The sequence below is a fragment of the Vibrio sp. TRT 29B02 genome, from assembly GCF_050113655.1.
GTDB lineage: Bacteria > Pseudomonadota > Gammaproteobacteria > Enterobacterales > Vibrionaceae > Vibrio.
In genome coordinates, this window is record NZ_JBNJOJ010000018.1 from 25,997 (window position 1) to 43,708 (window position 17,712).

General features: G+C 46.0%; 20 protein-coding genes. All 20 read left to right on the top strand.

Annotated features, from left to right (window positions below; translation table 11 throughout):
* The first annotated feature begins 25 nt into the window (after nt 1-25).
* The 20 genes from flhF (at nt 26) to ccmI (ending at nt 17,704) form a co-directional block, all read left to right on the top strand.
* Nucleotides 26-1,501 (top strand): flagellar biosynthesis protein FlhF, encoded by a 1,476-nt coding sequence (flhF, locus tag ACQEXT_RS12355; RefSeq protein ID WP_426952275.1) that lies wholly within the window; start codon nt 26-28, stop codon nt 1,499-1,501.
* A 13-nt stretch (nt 1,502-1,514) separates the two neighbouring features.
* Nucleotides 1,515-2,402 carry a MinD/ParA family protein gene (locus ACQEXT_RS12360; protein WP_171052268.1) on the top strand — a complete coding sequence of 296 codons (888 nt, stop codon included), beginning with the start codon at nt 1,515-1,517 and terminating at the stop codon, nt 2,400-2,402.
* Nucleotides 2,395-3,129: an RNA polymerase sigma factor FliA gene (locus tag ACQEXT_RS12365; RefSeq protein ID WP_138973786.1), complete on the top strand. Its 735-nt coding sequence runs from the start codon at nt 2,395-2,397 to the stop codon at nt 3,127-3,129. Before ACQEXT_RS12360 ends, ACQEXT_RS12365 begins: the two co-directional genes overlap by 8 nt.
* Before the next feature lie 45 nt (nt 3,130-3,174).
* Nucleotides 3,175-3,543, top strand: a complete 369-nt coding sequence (gene cheY / locus ACQEXT_RS12370) for a chemotaxis response regulator CheY (protein WP_006879571.1) — start codon at nt 3,175-3,177, stop codon at nt 3,541-3,543.
* 39 nt (nt 3,544-3,582) lie between these two features.
* Nucleotides 3,583-4,302 carry a protein phosphatase CheZ gene (locus tag ACQEXT_RS12375; RefSeq protein WP_269377825.1) on the top strand — a complete coding sequence of 240 codons (720 nt, stop codon included), beginning with the start codon at nt 3,583-3,585 and terminating at the stop codon, nt 4,300-4,302.
* 9 nt (nt 4,303-4,311) lie between these two features.
* Complete coding sequence (locus tag ACQEXT_RS12380) at nt 4,312-6,513, top strand: chemotaxis protein CheA (RefSeq protein ID WP_426952276.1); 2,202 nt, start codon at nt 4,312-4,314, stop codon at nt 6,511-6,513.
* Between the two features lie 24 nt (nt 6,514-6,537).
* A complete protein-coding gene (locus ACQEXT_RS12385; protein WP_426952277.1) occupies nt 6,538-7,656 on the top strand; it encodes a protein-glutamate methylesterase/protein-glutamine glutaminase in 1,119 nt (372 codons plus the stop codon).
* Nucleotides 7,657-7,665: 9 nt separating this feature from the next.
* Nucleotides 7,666-8,442: a ParA family protein gene (locus ACQEXT_RS12390; RefSeq protein WP_138973790.1), complete on the top strand. Its 777-nt coding sequence runs from the start codon at nt 7,666-7,668 to the stop codon at nt 8,440-8,442.
* On the top strand, nt 8,435-9,442 hold the full coding sequence (locus ACQEXT_RS12395; RefSeq protein WP_426952278.1) for a chemotaxis protein CheW: 1,008 nt from the start codon (nt 8,435-8,437) through the stop codon (nt 9,440-9,442). Before ACQEXT_RS12390 ends, ACQEXT_RS12395 begins: the two co-directional genes overlap by 8 nt.
* A 37-nt stretch (nt 9,443-9,479) precedes the next feature.
* Nucleotides 9,480-9,974, top strand: coding sequence for a chemotaxis protein CheW (locus ACQEXT_RS12400; protein WP_004413313.1), 495 nt, complete (start codon nt 9,480-9,482; stop codon nt 9,972-9,974).
* Nucleotides 9,974-10,468, top strand: coding sequence for a DUF2802 domain-containing protein (locus tag ACQEXT_RS12405; RefSeq protein ID WP_331416386.1), 495 nt, complete (start codon nt 9,974-9,976; stop codon nt 10,466-10,468). The genes ACQEXT_RS12400 and ACQEXT_RS12405 overlap by 1 nt, the downstream gene beginning before the upstream one ends.
* Before the next feature lie 193 nt (nt 10,469-10,661).
* Nucleotides 10,662-11,282 (top strand): cytochrome c biogenesis heme-transporting ATPase CcmA, encoded by a 621-nt coding sequence (ccmA, locus tag ACQEXT_RS12410; RefSeq protein ID WP_426952279.1) that lies wholly within the window; start codon nt 10,662-10,664, stop codon nt 11,280-11,282.
* Nucleotides 11,283-11,284: 2 nt separating this feature from the next.
* Nucleotides 11,285-11,953 (top strand): heme exporter protein CcmB, encoded by a 669-nt coding sequence (gene ccmB / locus ACQEXT_RS12415; protein WP_138973794.1) that lies wholly within the window; start codon nt 11,285-11,287, stop codon nt 11,951-11,953.
* 102 nt (nt 11,954-12,055) lie between these two features.
* Nucleotides 12,056-12,808 (top strand): heme ABC transporter permease, encoded by a 753-nt coding sequence (locus tag ACQEXT_RS12420; protein ID WP_138973795.1) that lies wholly within the window; start codon nt 12,056-12,058, stop codon nt 12,806-12,808.
* A 2-nt stretch (nt 12,809-12,810) separates the two neighbouring features.
* Complete coding sequence (gene ccmD, locus ACQEXT_RS12425) at nt 12,811-13,017, top strand: heme exporter protein CcmD (RefSeq protein WP_426952280.1); 207 nt, start codon at nt 12,811-12,813, stop codon at nt 13,015-13,017.
* A complete protein-coding gene (gene ccmE, locus ACQEXT_RS12430; RefSeq protein WP_138973797.1) occupies nt 13,014-13,499 on the top strand; it encodes a cytochrome c maturation protein CcmE in 486 nt (161 codons plus the stop codon). The genes ccmD and ccmE overlap by 4 nt, the downstream gene beginning before the upstream one ends.
* Complete coding sequence (locus ACQEXT_RS12435; RefSeq protein WP_426952281.1) at nt 13,496-15,454, top strand: heme lyase CcmF/NrfE family subunit; 1,959 nt, start codon at nt 13,496-13,498, stop codon at nt 15,452-15,454. Before ccmE ends, ACQEXT_RS12435 begins: the two co-directional genes overlap by 4 nt.
* Nucleotides 15,454-16,008, top strand: coding sequence for a DsbE family thiol:disulfide interchange protein (locus ACQEXT_RS12440; protein WP_426952282.1), 555 nt, complete (start codon nt 15,454-15,456; stop codon nt 16,006-16,008). Before ACQEXT_RS12435 ends, ACQEXT_RS12440 begins: the two co-directional genes overlap by 1 nt.
* On the top strand, nt 16,005-16,487 hold the full coding sequence (locus tag ACQEXT_RS12445; RefSeq protein WP_269377806.1) for a cytochrome c-type biogenesis protein: 483 nt from the start codon (nt 16,005-16,007) through the stop codon (nt 16,485-16,487). Before ACQEXT_RS12440 ends, ACQEXT_RS12445 begins: the two co-directional genes overlap by 4 nt.
* Nucleotides 16,487-17,704 (top strand): c-type cytochrome biogenesis protein CcmI, encoded by a 1,218-nt coding sequence (ccmI, locus tag ACQEXT_RS12450; RefSeq protein WP_138973801.1) that lies wholly within the window; start codon nt 16,487-16,489, stop codon nt 17,702-17,704. The genes ACQEXT_RS12445 and ccmI overlap by 1 nt, the downstream gene beginning before the upstream one ends.
* Nucleotides 17,705-17,712: the final 8 nt, after the last annotated feature.

A 17,712-nucleotide genomic window follows, 5' to 3' on the forward strand; every position in this document is an offset into this window, starting at 1 on the left:
AATGCGTTGATATACGGAACATAATTTGAAAATTAAACGATTTTTTGCCAAAGACATGCGCACAGCCCTGCTCCAAGTCAAAGGAGAACTTGGTGATGATGCGGTAATCATGTCGAACAAAAAAGTCGCGGGTGGAGTAGAAATCGTCGCCGCGGTTGATGGCGATGGAGCGAATCGTTCTAGTAACAGCTACAACTCGAATCCACGACATGCACCCGTTCGTCAGGCTCCGGCGAGTTTGCCTGCTTCGAATAGAACGTTAGATGAAGATCGAGTCAGTCTCCAATCGCAAGCAGATTCGGGTCGATCCATGACCAAGCGTTTTGCCAGCATGCTTAAACAGTACAGCAATGGTAAATCGGCAACGGATGGTCGTGATGAGGAGAGCAATCCAGACTCCCTATCGGCGCTGCTACAACGGCAAAATGCAGCACGTTATGGTGATCGCGAAAATGTTCAAATTCAGCAAGATTCGCCTTTAGCGAGATTGATTGCCGAAGACCGCAGAATTCAAAAGCCAGCGGCAAAGCTCGATCCAACTCGTTATGAGCGTTCCCGACAGCCTGAAAACGTCGTCGCCAACGAAGACCTAGAAGAGATGAAAGAAGAGATGACCTCTATTCGTCGTCTTTTGGAACATCAGGTTTCGGGACTTATGTGGCAAGAGGTCGAACGTAGAGAACCTTTGCGTGCTATGTTGATCAAACGTCTTGAGCGCATGGGCGTGTCATCTGATCTTGCTGACCAGTTAGCTTGCTATATCCCAGAAGATACGCCACCAACCAAGGCATGGAAGGCGTTACTGGGGCTAGTGTCCGATCAAATTCCTATTGCTAAGCAAGATATCCTTAAACGAGGAGGCGTTGTTGCTCTGTTAGGTCCAACAGGTGTGGGCAAAACAACCACAGTGGCCAAGCTAGCGGCGCGAGCCGCGATGGAATACGGCGCAGATAACGTTGCGTTGGTTTCAACCGATACTTACCGTATTGGTGCGCATGAGCAACTTGCGATTTATGGACGAATTATGGGATGTCCAGTAAAAGTCGCTAAAGATTCCAAAGAGTTAGCCGATGTAATATATCAGTTAAGAAATCGTCGCCTAATTCTTGTTGATACGGCGGGTATGGGTCAGCGTGATGTAAGACTGTCGGAACAATTAGACACCTTGATGCATGAGAGTGGAGAGATGATCCACAGCTACCTAGTTTTACCTGCTACTGCACAGCGAAAAGTACTGCAGGAAACGATTGATCACTTTAAACGTATCCCGTTGTCTGGATGCATTATGACTAAGCTAGATGAGTCACTGAGTTTAGGTGAGTTTGTCAGTGTCACAGTGCAAAACGCGCTGCCAGTGGCTTATATCGCGAATGGACAACGAGTTCCTGAAGACATTGTTATAGCGCAACCAAAATATATGGTCGCTAAAGCAAATGAATTACTTGAGAAGTCGACAGATGATGAACCTCACTACTGGAATAGTGAAGCGGAGAGGTTCTAGGCGGCGGACGATTATGACGAAAATTATGATACAAGACCAAGCTAGCGGATTGCGCCGTTTAACGCAGCCTTCTTTAACAAAGGTCATTTCAGTGACGGGTGGTAAAGGCGGTGTTGGTAAATCAAATGTAACGTTGGGAATGGCTATTTCGATGGCTCGCCAAGGTAAGAAAGTCATGGTACTCGATGCGGACCTTGGTCTGGCTAATGTCGACGTAATGCTTGGCATTCGACCTAAGAAAAACCTTGGCCACGTGCTTGCTGGTGAATGCGAACTCAAAGATGCGATTGTAGAAGGGCCGCATGGAATTAAAATTATTCCAGCAACCTCCGGTACTCAATCGATGACAGAGTTGTCGCACGCACAACATATTGGACTGATCCGAGCATTTGGTAGCTTGGAAGATGAAATGGACGTGCTGCTCATTGACACCGCAGCAGGTATTTCCGATATGGTTGTCAGCTTTTCTCGTGCAGCGCAAGATGTGGTTGTGGTTGTTTGTGATGAACCCACATCGATCACTGATGCTTATGCTTTAATTAAACTATTGAGCAAAGACCATCAGGTACAACGATTTAAAATTGTTGCAAATATGGTCAGAAGCTACCGAGAAGGAAGAGAATTGTTCGCAAAGTTGACCTTGGTCACAGAGCGATTCTTGAATGTGAGCCTTGAGCTCGTAGCATGTATTCCGTTGGATGATAAAGTTAGACAAGCAGTGAAAAAGCAAAAGATTGTTGTCGACGCATTTCCAAGATCTCCAGCGGCATTAGCAATCGGCTCATTGGCAAGCAAAGCACTAACTTGGCCAATTCCGAAAACACCGAGTGGACATCTTGAGTTTTTTGTCGAACGCTTACTGAATAGACCAGAGATGTTAGAGGAACCATTTGGTGAATAAGGCGTTGACCTATGAACAGTACGCAAACCAAAACAGCCAGCGGGTATTTTTAGAGAAATACTCGGTGTTGGTGAAACGTATTGCTCATCATTTGCTAGGGCGATTACCGCCAAGTGTGCAAGTAGAAGACCTTATTCAAGCGGGGATGATCGGATTGCTCGAAGCCCAGAAAAACTACGACGGTAGTAAAGGGGCGAGCTTTGAAACTTATGCGGGTATCCGAATTCGCGGTGCGATGCTCGACGATATTCGCCGTGGAGACTGGGTTCCTCGGTCAGTGCATAAGCACAACCGAGAAGTAAGCCAAGCCATTTCAGAGTTAGAAGGGCAATTAAACCGTGACCCCAGCGATACAGAAGTCGCTCAGCACATGGGCATTAGCCTAGAGCAATACCATACGATATTAACGGATATTAACTGTTCACGTTTGGTCGGGATTGAAGACCTCGGAGTTTCAGAAGACGTCATTACATCCGATGATAGTGACGAAGAGAATGCACCTTTTCAGGGTGTCGCTGATGAATATTTCCGCAAGGCCTTGATAGACTCGATTAAATCTCTACCAGAGAGAGAAGCTTTAGTACTTTCGCTTTATTACGATGAAGAGTTAAACTTAAAAGAAATCGGTGAAGTAATTGGTGTTAGCGAGTCACGCGTTAGCCAAATACTAAGCCAATCAATGCAGCGTCTACGCACAAAGTTGAGTGCATGGACAAATAATGAGTAAAAATCACTGATCTCGAACTCAGTGGAGGCAATTTTGAATAAAAACATGAAGATCCTTATTGTTGATGACTTCTCAACAATGCGCCGTATCGTTAAGAACTTACTTCGTGATTTGGGTTTCAATAATACCCAAGAAGCGGATGACGGCTTAACGGCGTTACCTATGTTAAAAAAAGGTGAGTTCGACTTTGTCGTGACAGACTGGAATATGCCAGGTATGCAAGGTATTGACCTTCTAAAGCATATTCGAGCTGACGATGAGCTAAAACACTTACCAGTGTTGATGATCACGGCTGAAGCTAAACGTGAGCAAATCATTGAAGCTGCTCAAGCGGGTGTTAACGGCTACATCGTTAAACCGTTTACTGCTGCTACATTAAAAGAAAAACTAGATAAGATTTTTGAGCGCTTATAGTCAAGGTATTGACTGAATAGCGTGAAAGGCCAATTCAGAATGATTTCATTAGAACAGGCAAAGCAGCTCGTCGAGCTATTAGAAGATGGTCAACAACAAGAAGCGGATCTTCTTGTTAAAGACATATACGAAAACATCTCAAATCCGATGCTACAAGAAATTGGGGAATTGACTCGTGACTTACATGAGTCAATTAAACACTTTAGCGTTGATGAGCGAATGAGCGAGATCGCCAATGACGAAATCCCAGATGCAAGGGATCGCCTCCAGTACGTCATTGATAAGACCGAAGTCGCCGCGAATAAAACCATGGATGCAGTAGACCGTTGTCTACCCATTGCGGACAACCTGCATAATGGGCTTTTGCAAGTTCGTCCTCAATGGAATGAACTGATGCATGGTCGAATAGAGCTCGCCGAATTTAAAGCTCTGTGTCACCGAATCGACGACCTGTTAGGGGAAGTGGAAGGTGATAGCTCTGAACTTAGGGGACAGCTAACAGAGATTCTAATGGCTCAAGACTTTCAAGATCTAACCGGGCAGATCATTCGACGTGTGATTACCTTAGTCAACGAAGTTGAAGGTAGATTAGTCGAAATTCTGACTGCGTTTGGTTCTAGTCAGTTGGAACAAAGTGCACATAACAAGAACAAAGCATCGACAGACCCTGAGGGACCTATCCTTAATCCTCAAGAAAGGGATGATGCGGTTTCATCACAAGACGAAGTCGACGACTTACTCTCAAGTCTTGGGTTTTAGAGGTAACATATGAGCTACGATTTAGACGAAGACATTCTTCAGGACTTTTTAGTCGAAGCGGGAGAAATTCTAGAACTACTCTCAGAGCAGTTGGTTGAACTAGAAAATAATCCTGAAGATAAAGATCTATTAAATGCCATTTTCCGTGGTTTCCATACTGTTAAAGGTGGTGCAGGGTTCCTGTCGTTGACTGAACTCGTTGATACTTGTCACGGTGCAGAAAACGTGTTCGATATCCTGCGTAATGGCCAGCGTCACGTTGATGCTAGCCTTATGGATACAATGCTTAAAGCGCTGGATACGGTCAATGAACAGTTCCGAGCTGTACAAGATAGAGAACCGTTGCCACGTGCAGAACAAGATCTGTTGGATGAATTGCATCGCTTAAGCAAGCCTGCATCCGCTGATGAAGCAGTCTCCGCTCCCCCTGTTATTGAAGAAACCGTTCAAGCCGAGCCTGTTATCCCTGAGCCCGTCATTGAAACACCGGCACCTAAAGCTGACGTCTCTGCGGGATCTATCGATGAAATTACTCAAGACGAATTCGAAAGACTGTTAGATGAGCTTCACGGTGCAGGAAGTGCTCCTGGCACATCTGCCAGCAAACCAGCTGCACCAGCGACACCACCTCCTGCGGTGAGTGCAGAGATGAGTGGTGATATCACCGATGATGAATTTGAGAAACTGCTCGATGAATTACACGGTGTAGGTAAAGCGCCAGGAGAGAGTGATGCTCCGACCCCGCCGCCTGCGCCTGCACCAGCAGCCCCATCTATGGCTGGCGATAGCGATCTAATGACCGATGAAGAGTTTGAGAGACTTCTTGACGATCTTCATGGTTCAGGCAAAGGCCCGTCAATTGAAGAGCTAGATGCGGCGACTAAGCCTGCTGCCTCTAACCCTGCACCGGCTGCCCCAGTCAAACCAGCTGCGGCGCCACAACCAGCGGTAGCGACTGCGCCAAAAGAACAACCTAAACCGCCAGCGAAGAAAGAAGCCCCAGTTCCGGCGACTCAAGCTAAAAAGCCTCAGGCAGAAGCGACCGTTCGTGTTGATACCTCGACACTAGACATCATCATGAACATGGTGGGTGAATTGGTATTGGTACGTAACCGACTGCTGAGTTTGGGCTTGAATAGCAACGACGAAGAGATGTCTAAAGCGGTAGCAAACCTAGACGTAGTGACTGCTGACCTACAGGGCGCGGTCATGAAAACGCGTATGCAGCCAATCAAAAAAGTATTTGGCCGTTTTCCACGCGTTGTCCGCGACTTAGCACGTAGCTTGAACAAAGACATCACGTTAGAGATGCGTGGAGAAGAGACGGATCTTGATAAAAACCTTGTTGAAGCGCTAGCGGACCCATTGATTCACTTGGTGAGAAACTCAGTTGACCACGGCATTGAAATGCCAGAGGCGCGCGTTGCTTCAGGAAAACCAAGAACAGGTAAAGTGATCCTATCTGCATCTCAAGAAGGTGACCATATTGAACTGGCTATCGTTGACGATGGTAGTGGTATGGACCCTGATAAACTTCGTGGCATCGCCGTTAAACGCGGAATGATGGACGAAGACGCAGCATCACGATTGACGGATAAAGAGTGTTTCAACCTCATCTTTATGCCTGGTTTCTCAAGTAAGGAGCAAATCTCCGATATCTCGGGTCGTGGTGTAGGTATGGACGTAGTGAAAACGGCGATCAATACCCTCAATGGCTCTATCGATATTGACTCAGAAATGGGCAAAGGCACCAAGATCACTATCAAGGTACCGTTAACACTGGCGATTCTACCAACTCTAATGGTAGGCGTTGCGGGTCACCCGTTTGCACTACCGTTAGCGAGTGTGAATGAAATTTTCCATTTAGACCTGAGCCGTACAAACGTTGTTGATGGTCAGTTGACAATCATCGTTCGTGAGAAATCTATTCCACTGTTCTATCTACAAAATTGGCTGGCACCTCGAGCGGGTAAAGTTGAACTGCGTAAAGGCCATGGTCATGTGGTTATTGTGCAAATTGGTAGCCAGCGTGTTGGTTTTGTCGTCGACACCTTGATAGGTCAAGAAGAGGTCGTGATTAAACCTCTAGATAATCTTCTACAAGGAACGCCGGGTATGGCGGGTGCGACAATCACTAGTGACGGTCACATTGCACTTATTCTAGATGTACCAGATTTGCTTAAGCAGTATGCCGCTGCTTCGCGAATCTAAATCGCGAGATATAGAAGGACAAATATGGCGATCAAAGTATTAGTAGTTGATGATTCGAGTTTCTTCCGTCGTCGCGTGAGTGAAATAATTAACGCTGAGGCAAGGTTGGAGGTCATCGATGTTGCCACTAACGGTAAGGAAGCGGTTGAAAAAGCGTTAACTATCAAGCCAGATGTCATAACGATGGATATAGAGATGCCGGTCATGGACGGCATCACCGCCGTTCGAGAGATTATGGCTAAGTGTCCTGTACCTATCTTAATGTTTTCATCGCTGACTCATGACGGTGCGAAGGCAACGTTAGATGCGCTTGAAGCGGGAGCGTTGGACTTTTTACCTAAAAAGTTTGAAGACATTGCGCGTAACCGTGACGAAGCCGTCTCCTTGCTACAACAGCGCGTTATTCAGATTGCTTCTAAACGTGCTTCAATGCGACGTGCGGTTGTTAGACCAGCGGTGACGAAGCCGACAGCTCCTGCTCCGGCAACAGGACGTACACCACTTCGTCCAGCTCCGACGCCAGCGGCAAGACCATCGGTTGCAACCCGATTTAAAGCGAGCGGTAAGAAGTATCAATTGACTGCGATAGGCACCTCTACGGGTGGCCCTGTCGCGCTACAAAAAATATTGACACAATTACCTGGCAATTATCCTCATCCCATTGTTCTCATTCAGCATATGCCAGCGACATTTACGGCCGCTTTTGCTAGCCGATTGAACTCGCTATGTAAGATTCAAGTGAAAGAAGCGGAAGATGGCGATGTATTAAAACCGGGTGTCGCTTATTTGGCGCCAGGTGGTAAGCAGATGATGATTGAAGGTCGTCCTGGATCCGCCAAGTTACGTGTCATTGATGGTGGTGACCGCATGAACTACAAACCATGTGTGGACGTCACCTTTGGTAGCGCAGCTAAGATTTACTCTAACCAAGTTCTGTCAATGGTGTTGACTGGGATGGGTGCGGATGGTCGAGAAGGTGCACGAATGCTGAAAAGTGCAGGCGCGACAATCTGGGCTCAAGATGAAGAAAGCTGTGTTGTTTATGGCATGCCACAAGCCGTTGCAAAAGCGGGGATCTCTACCGAAGATTTACCGCTGGATCGAATTGCTGAGCGTATGTTAGTCGAAGTCGGTCTAGCATAGAGGTCATTCATGATTGTATGGAGTATAGCAAACCAAAAAGGCGGGGTTGGTAAAACGACGACCACCATTACGCTGGCTGGTTTGCTTAGTAAACAAGGTAAGCGAGTTCTCTTAGTTGATACAGACCCTCATGGGTCTTTGACCACTTACCTTGGTTACGATTCAGACACCGTTGCCTCAAGCTTGTTTGATCTGTTTCAGCTAAAAGAGTACACCGAGCAAAGTGTGATGCCATTAGTGATGAGATCCGATATTGAAGGTATCGATTTGATCCCTGCGCACATGTCTTTGGCGACATTAGATCGTGTGATGGGCAACAGAAGTGGTATGGGATTGATTCTCAAGCGTGCGTTATTGGCAATCAGAGGACACTATGACTATGTGTTGATCGATTGCCCACCGATTCTTGGCGTTATGATGGTCAATGCGCTTGCGGCAAGTGATCGTATTTTGATCCCGGTGCAAACTGAATTCCTAGCGATGAAAGGGCTAGAGCGCATGGTACGTACGCTGGCGATTATGCAAAAGTCACGCAATAAGTCATTCAAGGTCACCATAGTTCCGACCATGTATGACAAACGTACCCGCGCCTCACTTCAGACGCTACAGCAGTTGAAGAAAGATTACCCAAGTCAGGTTTGGTCATCGGCAGTACCGATAGACACTAAGTTCAGAGATGCCAGTTTAAAACACTTACCGGTGTCGCACTTTGCTTCAGGTAGCCGTGGCGTGTTTGCTTACAAGCAGTTGCTCATTCATCTAGAGAGGTTGGCCATCGATGACTAACCACTCATCGCTCTCAAGCGAACAAGCGCTAGATGATTACTTCTCTGCTCTCCTTGAAGAGAGTATGGAAGGCGACGAGCAACAAATTGATACGCAGGAATCAATACTATCCGTTGTCCCTGAACCTGATTTAGAGCCAATCGAGTTAGAACCGTTAGTTCAGTCTGTGGAAGAAAAGAGTTACTACCGTCTTCCAACAGAGGAAATTGAAGTACCAAAGTTAGATGATGTCGAGCGTCTGCTTAAACAGCTTGAATCGACCAACCCTGTCGCTGAGTTAGAACTTGAAGAAGTGATGGAGCAAAATACGCTCAACATCGCTCAAGTACAAACCAAGCCACAGATCGAAGAAGTTCAAGAGTGGGACATCGAAGAGATTGCGGTTGAAACTGTTGCCGAGCCCGACATTGTTGTTGAGCAAGAGTTTGACGCTCCTCAAGTAGAAATTGAACAGCCACAAGTGGATGTTGAAACCGTCGCTGACGTTGAACCTCAACTTGAAACACAGTCTGGCAATCGTGGATTAGGTACTTGGCATTCGACTCAGCGGGAAAGCGATTTTCAGGTTCTGTATTTTGACGTGAATAATGTCACTTTTGCCGTTCCACTTGATGAACTTGGCGGTATCCACCGCATTGCTGAACTGAACCATCTTATCGGTCGCCCAGACTGGTATTTAGGCCTTCAGACCAGTCGTGAAGCTCAGCTGGATGTTGTGGATACAGCAAAATGGGTGATGGCTGAAAAGCTCAAAGACGATAGTCACAAAGAAAAGTATCAGTACATAGTCATGCTCGGTGAGAGCATGTGGGGCTTGGCATCCACTGAGTTGATGGGTACCGAGTCATTGAACCCTGAAATGGTACGCTGGCGAGAAACGGCGGGTAAACGCCCATGGCTTGCTGGAATGGTTAAAGAAAAAATGTGTGCTTTGGTCCATGTTGAAGCATTGATAGCTATGCTTAATGCAGGGCTTGATGTCAAAGCACTAGATAGTTAGAACATTTATGCCGATTTAGGCTTAGAGAGGATAAGGTATGTCTCAAACTAATGAAGTAGAAGTAAGAAAAGAGCAGTCTAACGACGAAGTGCTTCAGTGGGTGACGTTCCAACTAGAAGAAGAAACCTACGGCATCAATGTAATGCAAGTACGTGAAGTACTGCGTTACACTGAAATCGCGCCAGTACCAGGTGCACCTGATTACGTGTTAGGTATTATTAATCTACGTGGTAACGTTGTAACAGTTATTGATACCCGCTCACGCTTTGGTTTGATGGAAGGCGAGATCACGGATAATACTCGTATTATCGTTATCGAATCTGAGCATCAAGTCATCGGTATTCTGGTTGATAGCGTGGCTGAAGTTGTTTACTTGCGTTCATCTGAAATTGACACTACGCCAAGCGTTGGTACAGATGAAAGTGCTAAATTCATCCAAGGTGTCAGCAACCGTGATGGCAAGCTGCTTATCCTAGTAGACCTTAACAAGCTACTGACCGATGAAGAATGGGATGAGATGGCTCACCTATAATGGATACGAGTTGGATGACCAGTGCTCCGGTGATTGCCGGAGCGATAGCCTTAATATTGTTGTTTTTAGGCTTAGCGTTATTACGACTAAAGCGTGGACAAACGCGCTCGTCTGAGCATCTTCGTCAACAAAACCGCCATTTAGATAAAGAGCTGCAAAAAACCAATAAACAGTTGTTGGAAGTAAGATCCGTTGTGGTAGGACTTGGGCAACGTGTCAGTGAGCAGCAGGATATCATTCAGCATTTAAACGAGCGTATTACCGAACTAGAGCAAGCGGACAATGATGGTCGCCTGTATTCTCGGGCGAGTAAGATGGTTCAACTCGGTGCTGACGTCAACGAGTTGATTGAAGAGTGTGAACTGCCGAAAGCCGAAGCGGAACTTATGATGTCGTTACAAAATAAAATCGCCGGCAAGGAAAAGGTACCACCGCTAGAAAGCAGTCCCGAAAGACGAAAAACAGCGGAACGAAAGCGCAGTAGCAGACGATAACAAAAAACGAAAAAGTGCCTAAGGGCACTTTTTTTATGTGTGTTTGTAACCATTTAGTGGTATTTACTAAGAGTTATGCTTAATTATTAACAGATTCTTACTTAGTTTCGTGATTCGTATAGGTCTAATTCTGTTTTGAGATGAAAAGGGTGTGGTAAGATACACCTTCGTAGTTTATCTAGTGATCCCACAAATGTTAGAAGTATCTCAATTGACAGCGATAAGAGACGAAAGAGTCCTCTTTGAATCTTTGTCTTTTACGATTAATTCCGGAGAGTTAGTTCAAATTGAAGGAAGAAATGGTACAGGCAAAACCACGCTGCTTCGTATTATTACCGGACTTGGTGATCGCGATAACGGCAGCATAAGCTGGAATGGTGAAGAGATTGAATCGAGTCGGGATCTATTTCACCAAGATTTACTCTTTCTCGGTCACCAGACTGGGGTGAAACGCGAGCTTACTGCTTACGAAAATCTACGTTTTTATCTAAGCATTCATTCACGTCAACCTTATGACAAACACACAATTTATAACGCGTTAACAAAAGTGGGCCTGGCTGGGCGTGAAGATGTTCCTGTCGGTCAGCTTTCTGCCGGACAACAACGACGCGTAGCGTTAGCAAGATTGTGGTTAAGCGATCATAAACTTTGGATTCTGGATGAACCACTCACTGCAATAGACAAGCAGGGCGTAAAGGTGCTTGAATCACTGTTTTTGCAGCATGCGGAAAGTGGCGGCATTGTTATGCTTACCACCCACCAAGACATGTTCGCAGACAACCCAAAACTTAGAAAAATTAAATTGGGTGATTAACCATGTTTGGCACTATTAATAGCATTATCAGACGTGAGCTTCTTATCGCTTTTCGCCGACAAGCCGATATTTTTAACCCGCTGTGGTTTTTTATTATCGTGATTACTCTATTTCCTCTCAGTATTGGTCCTGAGCCAAATTTATTAGCCCGCATAGCCGCAGGTATTGTTTGGGTTGCAGCCTTACTTTCTGCTCTTCTTTCACTCGAGCGATTATTCCGTGATGATTTCCAAGACGGTGCATTGGAACAAATGATGCTAATGCCTGTCCCATTGCCTATCGTAGTGATATCTAAAGTGATCGCCCATTGGCTATTGACAGGGTTGCCTCTGATATTGATTAGCCCGTTGTTGTCTGTTCTCTTGTCGTTGGATTTCAACACTTGGTCAGCGGTTGTTTTAACCTTGTTGGTCGGTACACCAACATTGAGCTTTATCGGCGCGATTGGTGTGGCGCTAACGGTGGGGTTACAAAAAGGAGGGGTTTTGTTGAGCTTATTGGTTCTTCCTCTCTATATTCCGATCCTTATTTTTGCGACATCAGCGATTGATGCCGCTTCATTGGGAATGGCGTACAACGGTCAATTAGCAATATTAGGCGCGATGTTTATCGGAGCAATGACGCTAACCCCGTTTGCAATCAGTGCCGCACTTCGAGTAAGTGTAAATTAGATGATTTCGATCAAGCACGAGTTTTCCCCTTTATATAAATTACAAAACTAATAATTGTTTAACAAATAGTTAGACAAACCTGAAGTAAGAGTGAGATCAACAATGTGGAAATGGCTCCATCCTTATGCCAAGCCTGAGTCAGCTTATCAGTTATGCGGTAAGCTCTTGCCATGGTTCTCTGTACTAGCACTGCTATGTTTATCTGTCGGTACTGTATGGGGGCTTGCCTACGCACCTTCTGATTACCAGCAAGGTGATAGTTTCCGAATTATTTATATTCACGTACCAGCCGCGATTTGGTCTATGGGGGTCTACATGTCGATGGCGATAGCCGCATTCATCGGCATTGTTTGGCAAGTACGTTTATCGGATATGGCAGCATCGGCCATGGCACCAATCGGTGCAGTGTATACCTTCATTGCTCTGATCACTGGTGCAATTTGGGGTAAGCCGATGTGGGGGACTTGGTGGGTATGGGATGCACGACTTACCGCTGAACTGATCCTGCTATTTTTGTACCTAGGTGTGATTGCTCTTTACCATGCATTCGATGACCAGAAAACAGCGGCTAAGGCTGCGGGCATTCTTGCCATCGTTGGTGTCGTCAATCTGCCTATCATTCACTTCTCAGTAGAATGGTGGAACACGCTTCACCAAGGCGCAACGATTACAAAATTTGAAAAGCCATCGATTTCTAACGATATGCTTTGGCCGCTATTACTGAACATTTTCGGTTTTGCCTTCTTCTTTGGTTCACTGGCTATGATCCGCTTACGCAACGAGATCATAAGCAAAGAGAGCCACCGTCCTTGGGTGGTGAAGCTGGCGGCGGATAAATCTCAGAGAGGGAGTTAAACATGCATTTTGAATCTTTGAGTGACTTCTTGGCTATGGGTGGCTATGCAGGATATGTGTGGACAGCGTTTGGTGTGACGTTTGGTGCCATGCTGATTTTACTGGTTGTCAGCCTGCATCGTGGCCGTTCGCTACTTAATGAAGTTCAAGCAAAAGTGGATAGACAAGCTCGTATAGATGCAGCTAAAAATTTGGAGAACACACTATGAACCCAAGACGTAAAAAGAGACTCGGCATTGTTGTCGCGATCTTTGTTGGTATCAGTGCAACCATAGGTTTGATGCTGTACGCACTTAATCAGAATATGGATCTTTTCTATACACCGACTGAACTTGTTAATGGTAAACCCGACGGCACTAAACCTGAAGTAGGCCAGCGTCTTCGTATTGGCGGCATGGTTGTCGTAGGGTCAGTGAAACGTGATACAGAATCTCTGCGTGTTTCATTCGACTTGCATGACGTAGGGCCTAAGGTAACGATTCTGTACGACGGTATCCTGCCAGATCTATTCCGTGAAGGGCAGGGTATTGTTGCACAAGGTGTACTGAAAGATGCGACGACTATCGAAGCATTTGAAGTTCTCGCTAAGCACGACGAAGAGTACATGCCACCTGAAATTGCGGAAGCAATGAAGAAAACGCATGAGCCACTTCAATACACTGAACAACAAAAACAAGGAAGCGATCAATGATTGCTGAAATTGGACATTTTGCCCTAATTGTCTCGTTGGCATTAGCTGTCTTGCTAAGTATTTTGCCAGCGGTTGGGGCATCACGTAACAACATTCTATTGATGAACAGCGCCAGACCTCTGTCTTGGGGCATGTTCTTACTTCTCTTCGTTTCATTTGGTGCATTGCTGTGGGCATTTTATACCAATGACTTTACGCTTAACTATGTAGCCAGCAACTCCAACAGCCAGCTTCCATGGTACTACCGTCTGACGGCAGTATGGGGTGCTCATGAAGGCTCGCTTCTACTTTGGGTGTTAATTCAAGCTGGTTGGACAGTCGCTGTGGCTTCGTTCAGTCGTGGGATGCCTCAAGAATCAGTGGCGCGCGTTTTAGCGGTGATGGGAATGATTACTGTGGGTTTCCTACTGTTTGTTATTCTGACGTCTAACCCGTTCTTGCGTACATTGCCATTCTTCCCAGTGGATGGCCGTGACCTGAACCCACTTCTTCAAGACCCTGGCTTAATCATTCACCCACCAATGCTATACATGGGTTATGTAGGCTTCTCGGTTGCCTTCTCATTTGCAATTGCATCGTTAATGACAGGTCGTCTCGACACGGCTTGGGCACGTTGGTCTCGTCCTTGGACTACAGCCGCATGGCTATTTTTGACGCTAGGCATCGCACTAGGTTCTTGGTGGGCGTACTACGAACTTGGTTGGGGCGGCTGGTGGTTCTGGGATCCAGTAGAAAATGCGTCATTTATGCCATGGCTAGCGGGCACGGCGTTAATGCACTCACTGGCGGTGACAGAGAAACGCGGTACCTTTAAAGCGTGGACTGTACTGCTTGCTATCTCAGCGTTTTCATTGAGTCTGCTTGGCACCTTCTTAGTTCGTTCGGGCATCTTGGTTTCGGTACATGCGTTTGCATCCGATCCCGCTCGCGGTATGTTTATTCTAGGCTTCTTAGTGTTTGTGATTGGCGGTTCGCTGCTACTGTTCGCAGTGAAAGGGGCATCAGTGCGTGTCCGTGGTAACTTTGAACTTGTATCTCGCGAGAATGCTCTACTAGCGAATAATGTGCTGCTTATTGCGGCGCTAGTTGTCGTACTTGTTGGTACGTTACTACCACTCGTTCACAAACAGCTTGGATTAGGTTCAGTATCGATCGGTGCGCCATTCTTTGACATGTTGTTTGCTTGGTTAATGATTCCATTTGCGTTCCTGTTAGGTATCGGTCCTCTGATCCGCTGGAAGCGTGACAATTTGTCTGGCCTAGTTAAACCAATGCTCGTGTCGGGTGTGGTATCTCTGGTCTTTGCTGCTGTGTTTGTTGTTCTTCTATCAGAACATTTCCAGTTTATGGCTTACCTAGGTTGGGTCATGTCTTTGTGGATCCTGTGTCTACATGGTTATGAACTTCATCAACGCGCGACGCATCGTCATTCGTTTGTCGAAGGTGTGAAGAAACTGCAACGCAGCCACTGGGCGATGATGCTTGGTCACCTCGGTTTAGCCGTTACTGTGATTGGTATTGCGATGGTGCAAAACTACAGCATCGAGCGTGACGTAAGGCTTGCGCCAGGCGAACATTTTGAAATCCAAGGTTATGACTTCTACTTCCAAGGTCTACGCGACAAAGATGGTCCTAACTACGATGGTTACATTGCTGACTTTGAAATTACTCGCGACGGCAAGTACATCAACACCTTACATGCTGAGAAACGATTCTATACCACCGCACGCTCTATGATGACTGAAGCGGCGATTGATCGTGGAATCACGCGAGATCTTTACATAGCGATGGGTGAACGTTTAGACGATAACAAGTCTTGGGCGGTACGTATTTACTACAAACCGTTTGTTCGCTGGATTTGGGCTGGTTCGTTATTGATGGCTCTTGGTGGAGCAATTGCGATCAGTGATAAACGTTACCGCTTTAGAAAGAGTGCGAAGAAGCAGGAGGCATAATGAATAAGAAGTTTCTGTTTATTCCCCTAGTGGCGTTCTTGGGCTTGGTGGCAGTCTTTGCCACCCAGCTAGTAAAAAACCAACATGGTGATGACCCAACTAAATTGGAATCTGTGTTAGTTGGCAAAGAGGTGCCTAAGTTCATGTTAGAAGACCTAGCTGAGCCAGGTAAACTCTATGATCAGGCAATTTTTAAAGGCGAGCCGCTACTACTTAACGTATGGGCGACTTGGTGCCCTACTTGTTATGCAGAGCACCAATACCTGAATGAACTGGCGTCTCAAGGCGTCAAGATTATTGGTATGAACTATAAAGATGATCGAGAAAAAGCGGTCGGTTGGCTGAATGATTTAGGCAATCCGTATTTGATCAGCTTGTTCGATGGCAACGGTATGCTTGGGTTGGATCTTGGAGTTTACGGTGCTCCTGAAACATTCCTAATTGATGCGAACGGCATTATTCGCTACCGCCATGTTGGCGATGTGAATACGCGAAACTGGAATGAGAAGCTTAAGCCAATGTATGAGGCAATGTTGGCGGAGGCGAAGCAATGAAAAAGTGGATTCTCGCTATCGCGACCAGTTTGTTGTTTGCGCTGACTGCTCATGCTGCAATTGAAGTGTATGAGTTTGATACATTGGAACAAGAGCAGCAATTTAAAGAGCTTGGCGGCACGCTTCGTTGTCCTAAATGCCAAAACAATACCATCGCGGATTCAAATGCCGAATTGGCTGTCGATTTACGTCAAAAAGTCTATGAAATGACCAAAGAAGGTAAATCAAAGCAAGACATCATCGATTATATGATTGCTCGCTATGGTAATTTCGTCACTTACAATCCGCCGTTTACAATCGCGACTTCAATCTTGTGGTTAGGTCCCATTGCCGTGGTAATGTTTGGTTTTGGTTTCATTCTTATTAGAAGCCGCAAAACCAAGACCAACACAAAAGCCGACAGCCAGCAGTGGGATGCCGATAAAGAAGCACGCCTAAAGGCTCTGCTTAATGAAAAGAATGATGGAGACAAGCAGTAATGACACTATTTTGGATAGCTTCAGTCATTCTTATTGCAATCAGTATTGTCATGATTGCCATGCCTTTCATTAAAAGAAAGAACAACAACGATGCTGAATTGCGTGATGAACTCAACAAAGCGTTTTATAAAGATCGTCTTGAAGAGCTGGAAGAAGAAACTGATGAAGGTTTGGTCGACAACCAGCAAGACTTGATTGAAGATCTTAAGCAATCATTGTTGGACGATATTCCAGCAGATAACGCCAAACAGCAGGAGAGTAACACCTCTGCGCTGGCCGTTATTGTGCCTTCAGCCTTATTGGTTATCGGTCTCTCTTATGGCCTTTACTTTAAGTTCGGTGCTTCGCAAGACGTTATGCAGTGGCAGCAAGTTAGTGCTAACTTACCCGCCTTGTCTAAGAAACTGATGTCTCCTGAAGGCGCAGCGTTAAGTGATGACGAGATGGCTGATTTGACGTTAGCATTGCGTACCCGCCTACATTACCAACCAGATGATTCTACTGGCTGGCTACTGTTGGGACGTATCGCATTGGCGAACCGAGATATCGATACGGCGATCGGTGCGATGAAAAAAGCGTACAACCTCGAAGCTCAGAATACCGACATCATGCTCGGTTACGCGCAAGCGTTGATGCTTTCACAGGATGATGTCGATCAGGATAAAGCACGCAATATACTCGGTAAGCTTGTTCAGCAAGATTACGTCGATTTGCGCGTCTTCTCCTTACTGGCGTTTGACTCATTCGAGCGTAAAGATTTTGCTGCTGCGGTTCGTTACTGGAGCATTATGCAACAGATGATTGGTCCTGAAGACAGCCGTTATGAAATGCTAAGCAGAAGTATCGAAAATGCACAAAAGCAGATGGGTCAACAAGTTGGTACTGGCAAGTCTGTCGCGGTAAGCATTTCGCTTGGTGCTGGTGTGAACGCTGATCCGAACTCATCATTGATTGTATCTGTGCATTCTGCCGATGGTTCACCAATGCCGGTCGCCGCTGCTCGTTACCCATTAGGCACTTTCCCAAGAACGGTAGTGTTGGACGATGGTAACAGTATGCTCCAAGACAGAAAGCTCTCTTCCCTTGATTCTTTAATGGTTCGTGTGCGCATCGATAGTGATGGAAACGTTGCAACGAAAGAAGGGGACTGGTTTGGTGAGAGCGAAGCCGTTAAAATGGGTGAACCAGTTGAAGTTATGATTAATAATCAGTATTAATAACTGTA

Bases quoted from the DNA above. Each gene is read 5' to 3' on its own strand.
- cheY (WP_006879571.1), top strand. From the start codon at position 3,175: ATGAAGATCCTTATTGTTGATGACTTCTCAACAATGCGCCGTATCGTT.
- ccmB (WP_138973794.1), top strand. From the start codon at position 11,285: ATGTTTGGCACTATTAATAGCATTATCAGACGTGAGCTTCTTATCGCT.
- ACQEXT_RS12440 (WP_426952282.1), top strand. From the start codon at position 15,454: ATGAATAAGAAGTTTCTGTTTATTCCCCTAGTGGCGTTCTTGGGCTTG.
- ccmE (WP_138973797.1), top strand. From the start codon at position 13,014: ATGAACCCAAGACGTAAAAAGAGACTCGGCATTGTTGTCGCGATCTTT.
- ACQEXT_RS12380 (WP_426952276.1), top strand. From the start codon at position 4,312: ATGAGCTACGATTTAGACGAAGACATTCTTCAGGACTTTTTAGTCGAA.
- ccmI (WP_138973801.1), top strand. From the start codon at position 16,487: ATGACACTATTTTGGATAGCTTCAGTCATTCTTATTGCAATCAGTATT.
- ACQEXT_RS12385 (WP_426952277.1), top strand. From the start codon at position 6,538: ATGGCGATCAAAGTATTAGTAGTTGATGATTCGAGTTTCTTCCGTCGT.
- ACQEXT_RS12360 (WP_171052268.1), top strand. From the start codon at position 1,515: ATGACGAAAATTATGATACAAGACCAAGCTAGCGGATTGCGCCGTTTA.
- ACQEXT_RS12400 (WP_004413313.1), top strand. From the start codon at position 9,480: ATGTCTCAAACTAATGAAGTAGAAGTAAGAAAAGAGCAGTCTAACGAC.
- ACQEXT_RS12375 (WP_269377825.1), top strand. From the start codon at position 3,583: ATGATTTCATTAGAACAGGCAAAGCAGCTCGTCGAGCTATTAGAAGAT.
- ccmD (WP_426952280.1), top strand. From the start codon at position 12,811: ATGCATTTTGAATCTTTGAGTGACTTCTTGGCTATGGGTGGCTATGCA.
- ACQEXT_RS12435 (WP_426952281.1), top strand. From the start codon at position 13,496: ATGATTGCTGAAATTGGACATTTTGCCCTAATTGTCTCGTTGGCATTA.
- ACQEXT_RS12395 (WP_426952278.1), top strand. From the start codon at position 8,435: ATGACTAACCACTCATCGCTCTCAAGCGAACAAGCGCTAGATGATTAC.
- ACQEXT_RS12390 (WP_138973790.1), top strand. From the start codon at position 7,666: ATGATTGTATGGAGTATAGCAAACCAAAAAGGCGGGGTTGGTAAAACG.
- ACQEXT_RS12445 (WP_269377806.1), top strand. From the start codon at position 16,005: ATGAAAAAGTGGATTCTCGCTATCGCGACCAGTTTGTTGTTTGCGCTG.
- ACQEXT_RS12420 (WP_138973795.1), top strand. From the start codon at position 12,056: ATGTGGAAATGGCTCCATCCTTATGCCAAGCCTGAGTCAGCTTATCAG.
- ccmA (WP_426952279.1), top strand. From the start codon at position 10,662: ATGTTAGAAGTATCTCAATTGACAGCGATAAGAGACGAAAGAGTCCTC.
- ACQEXT_RS12405 (WP_331416386.1), top strand. From the start codon at position 9,974: ATGGATACGAGTTGGATGACCAGTGCTCCGGTGATTGCCGGAGCGATA.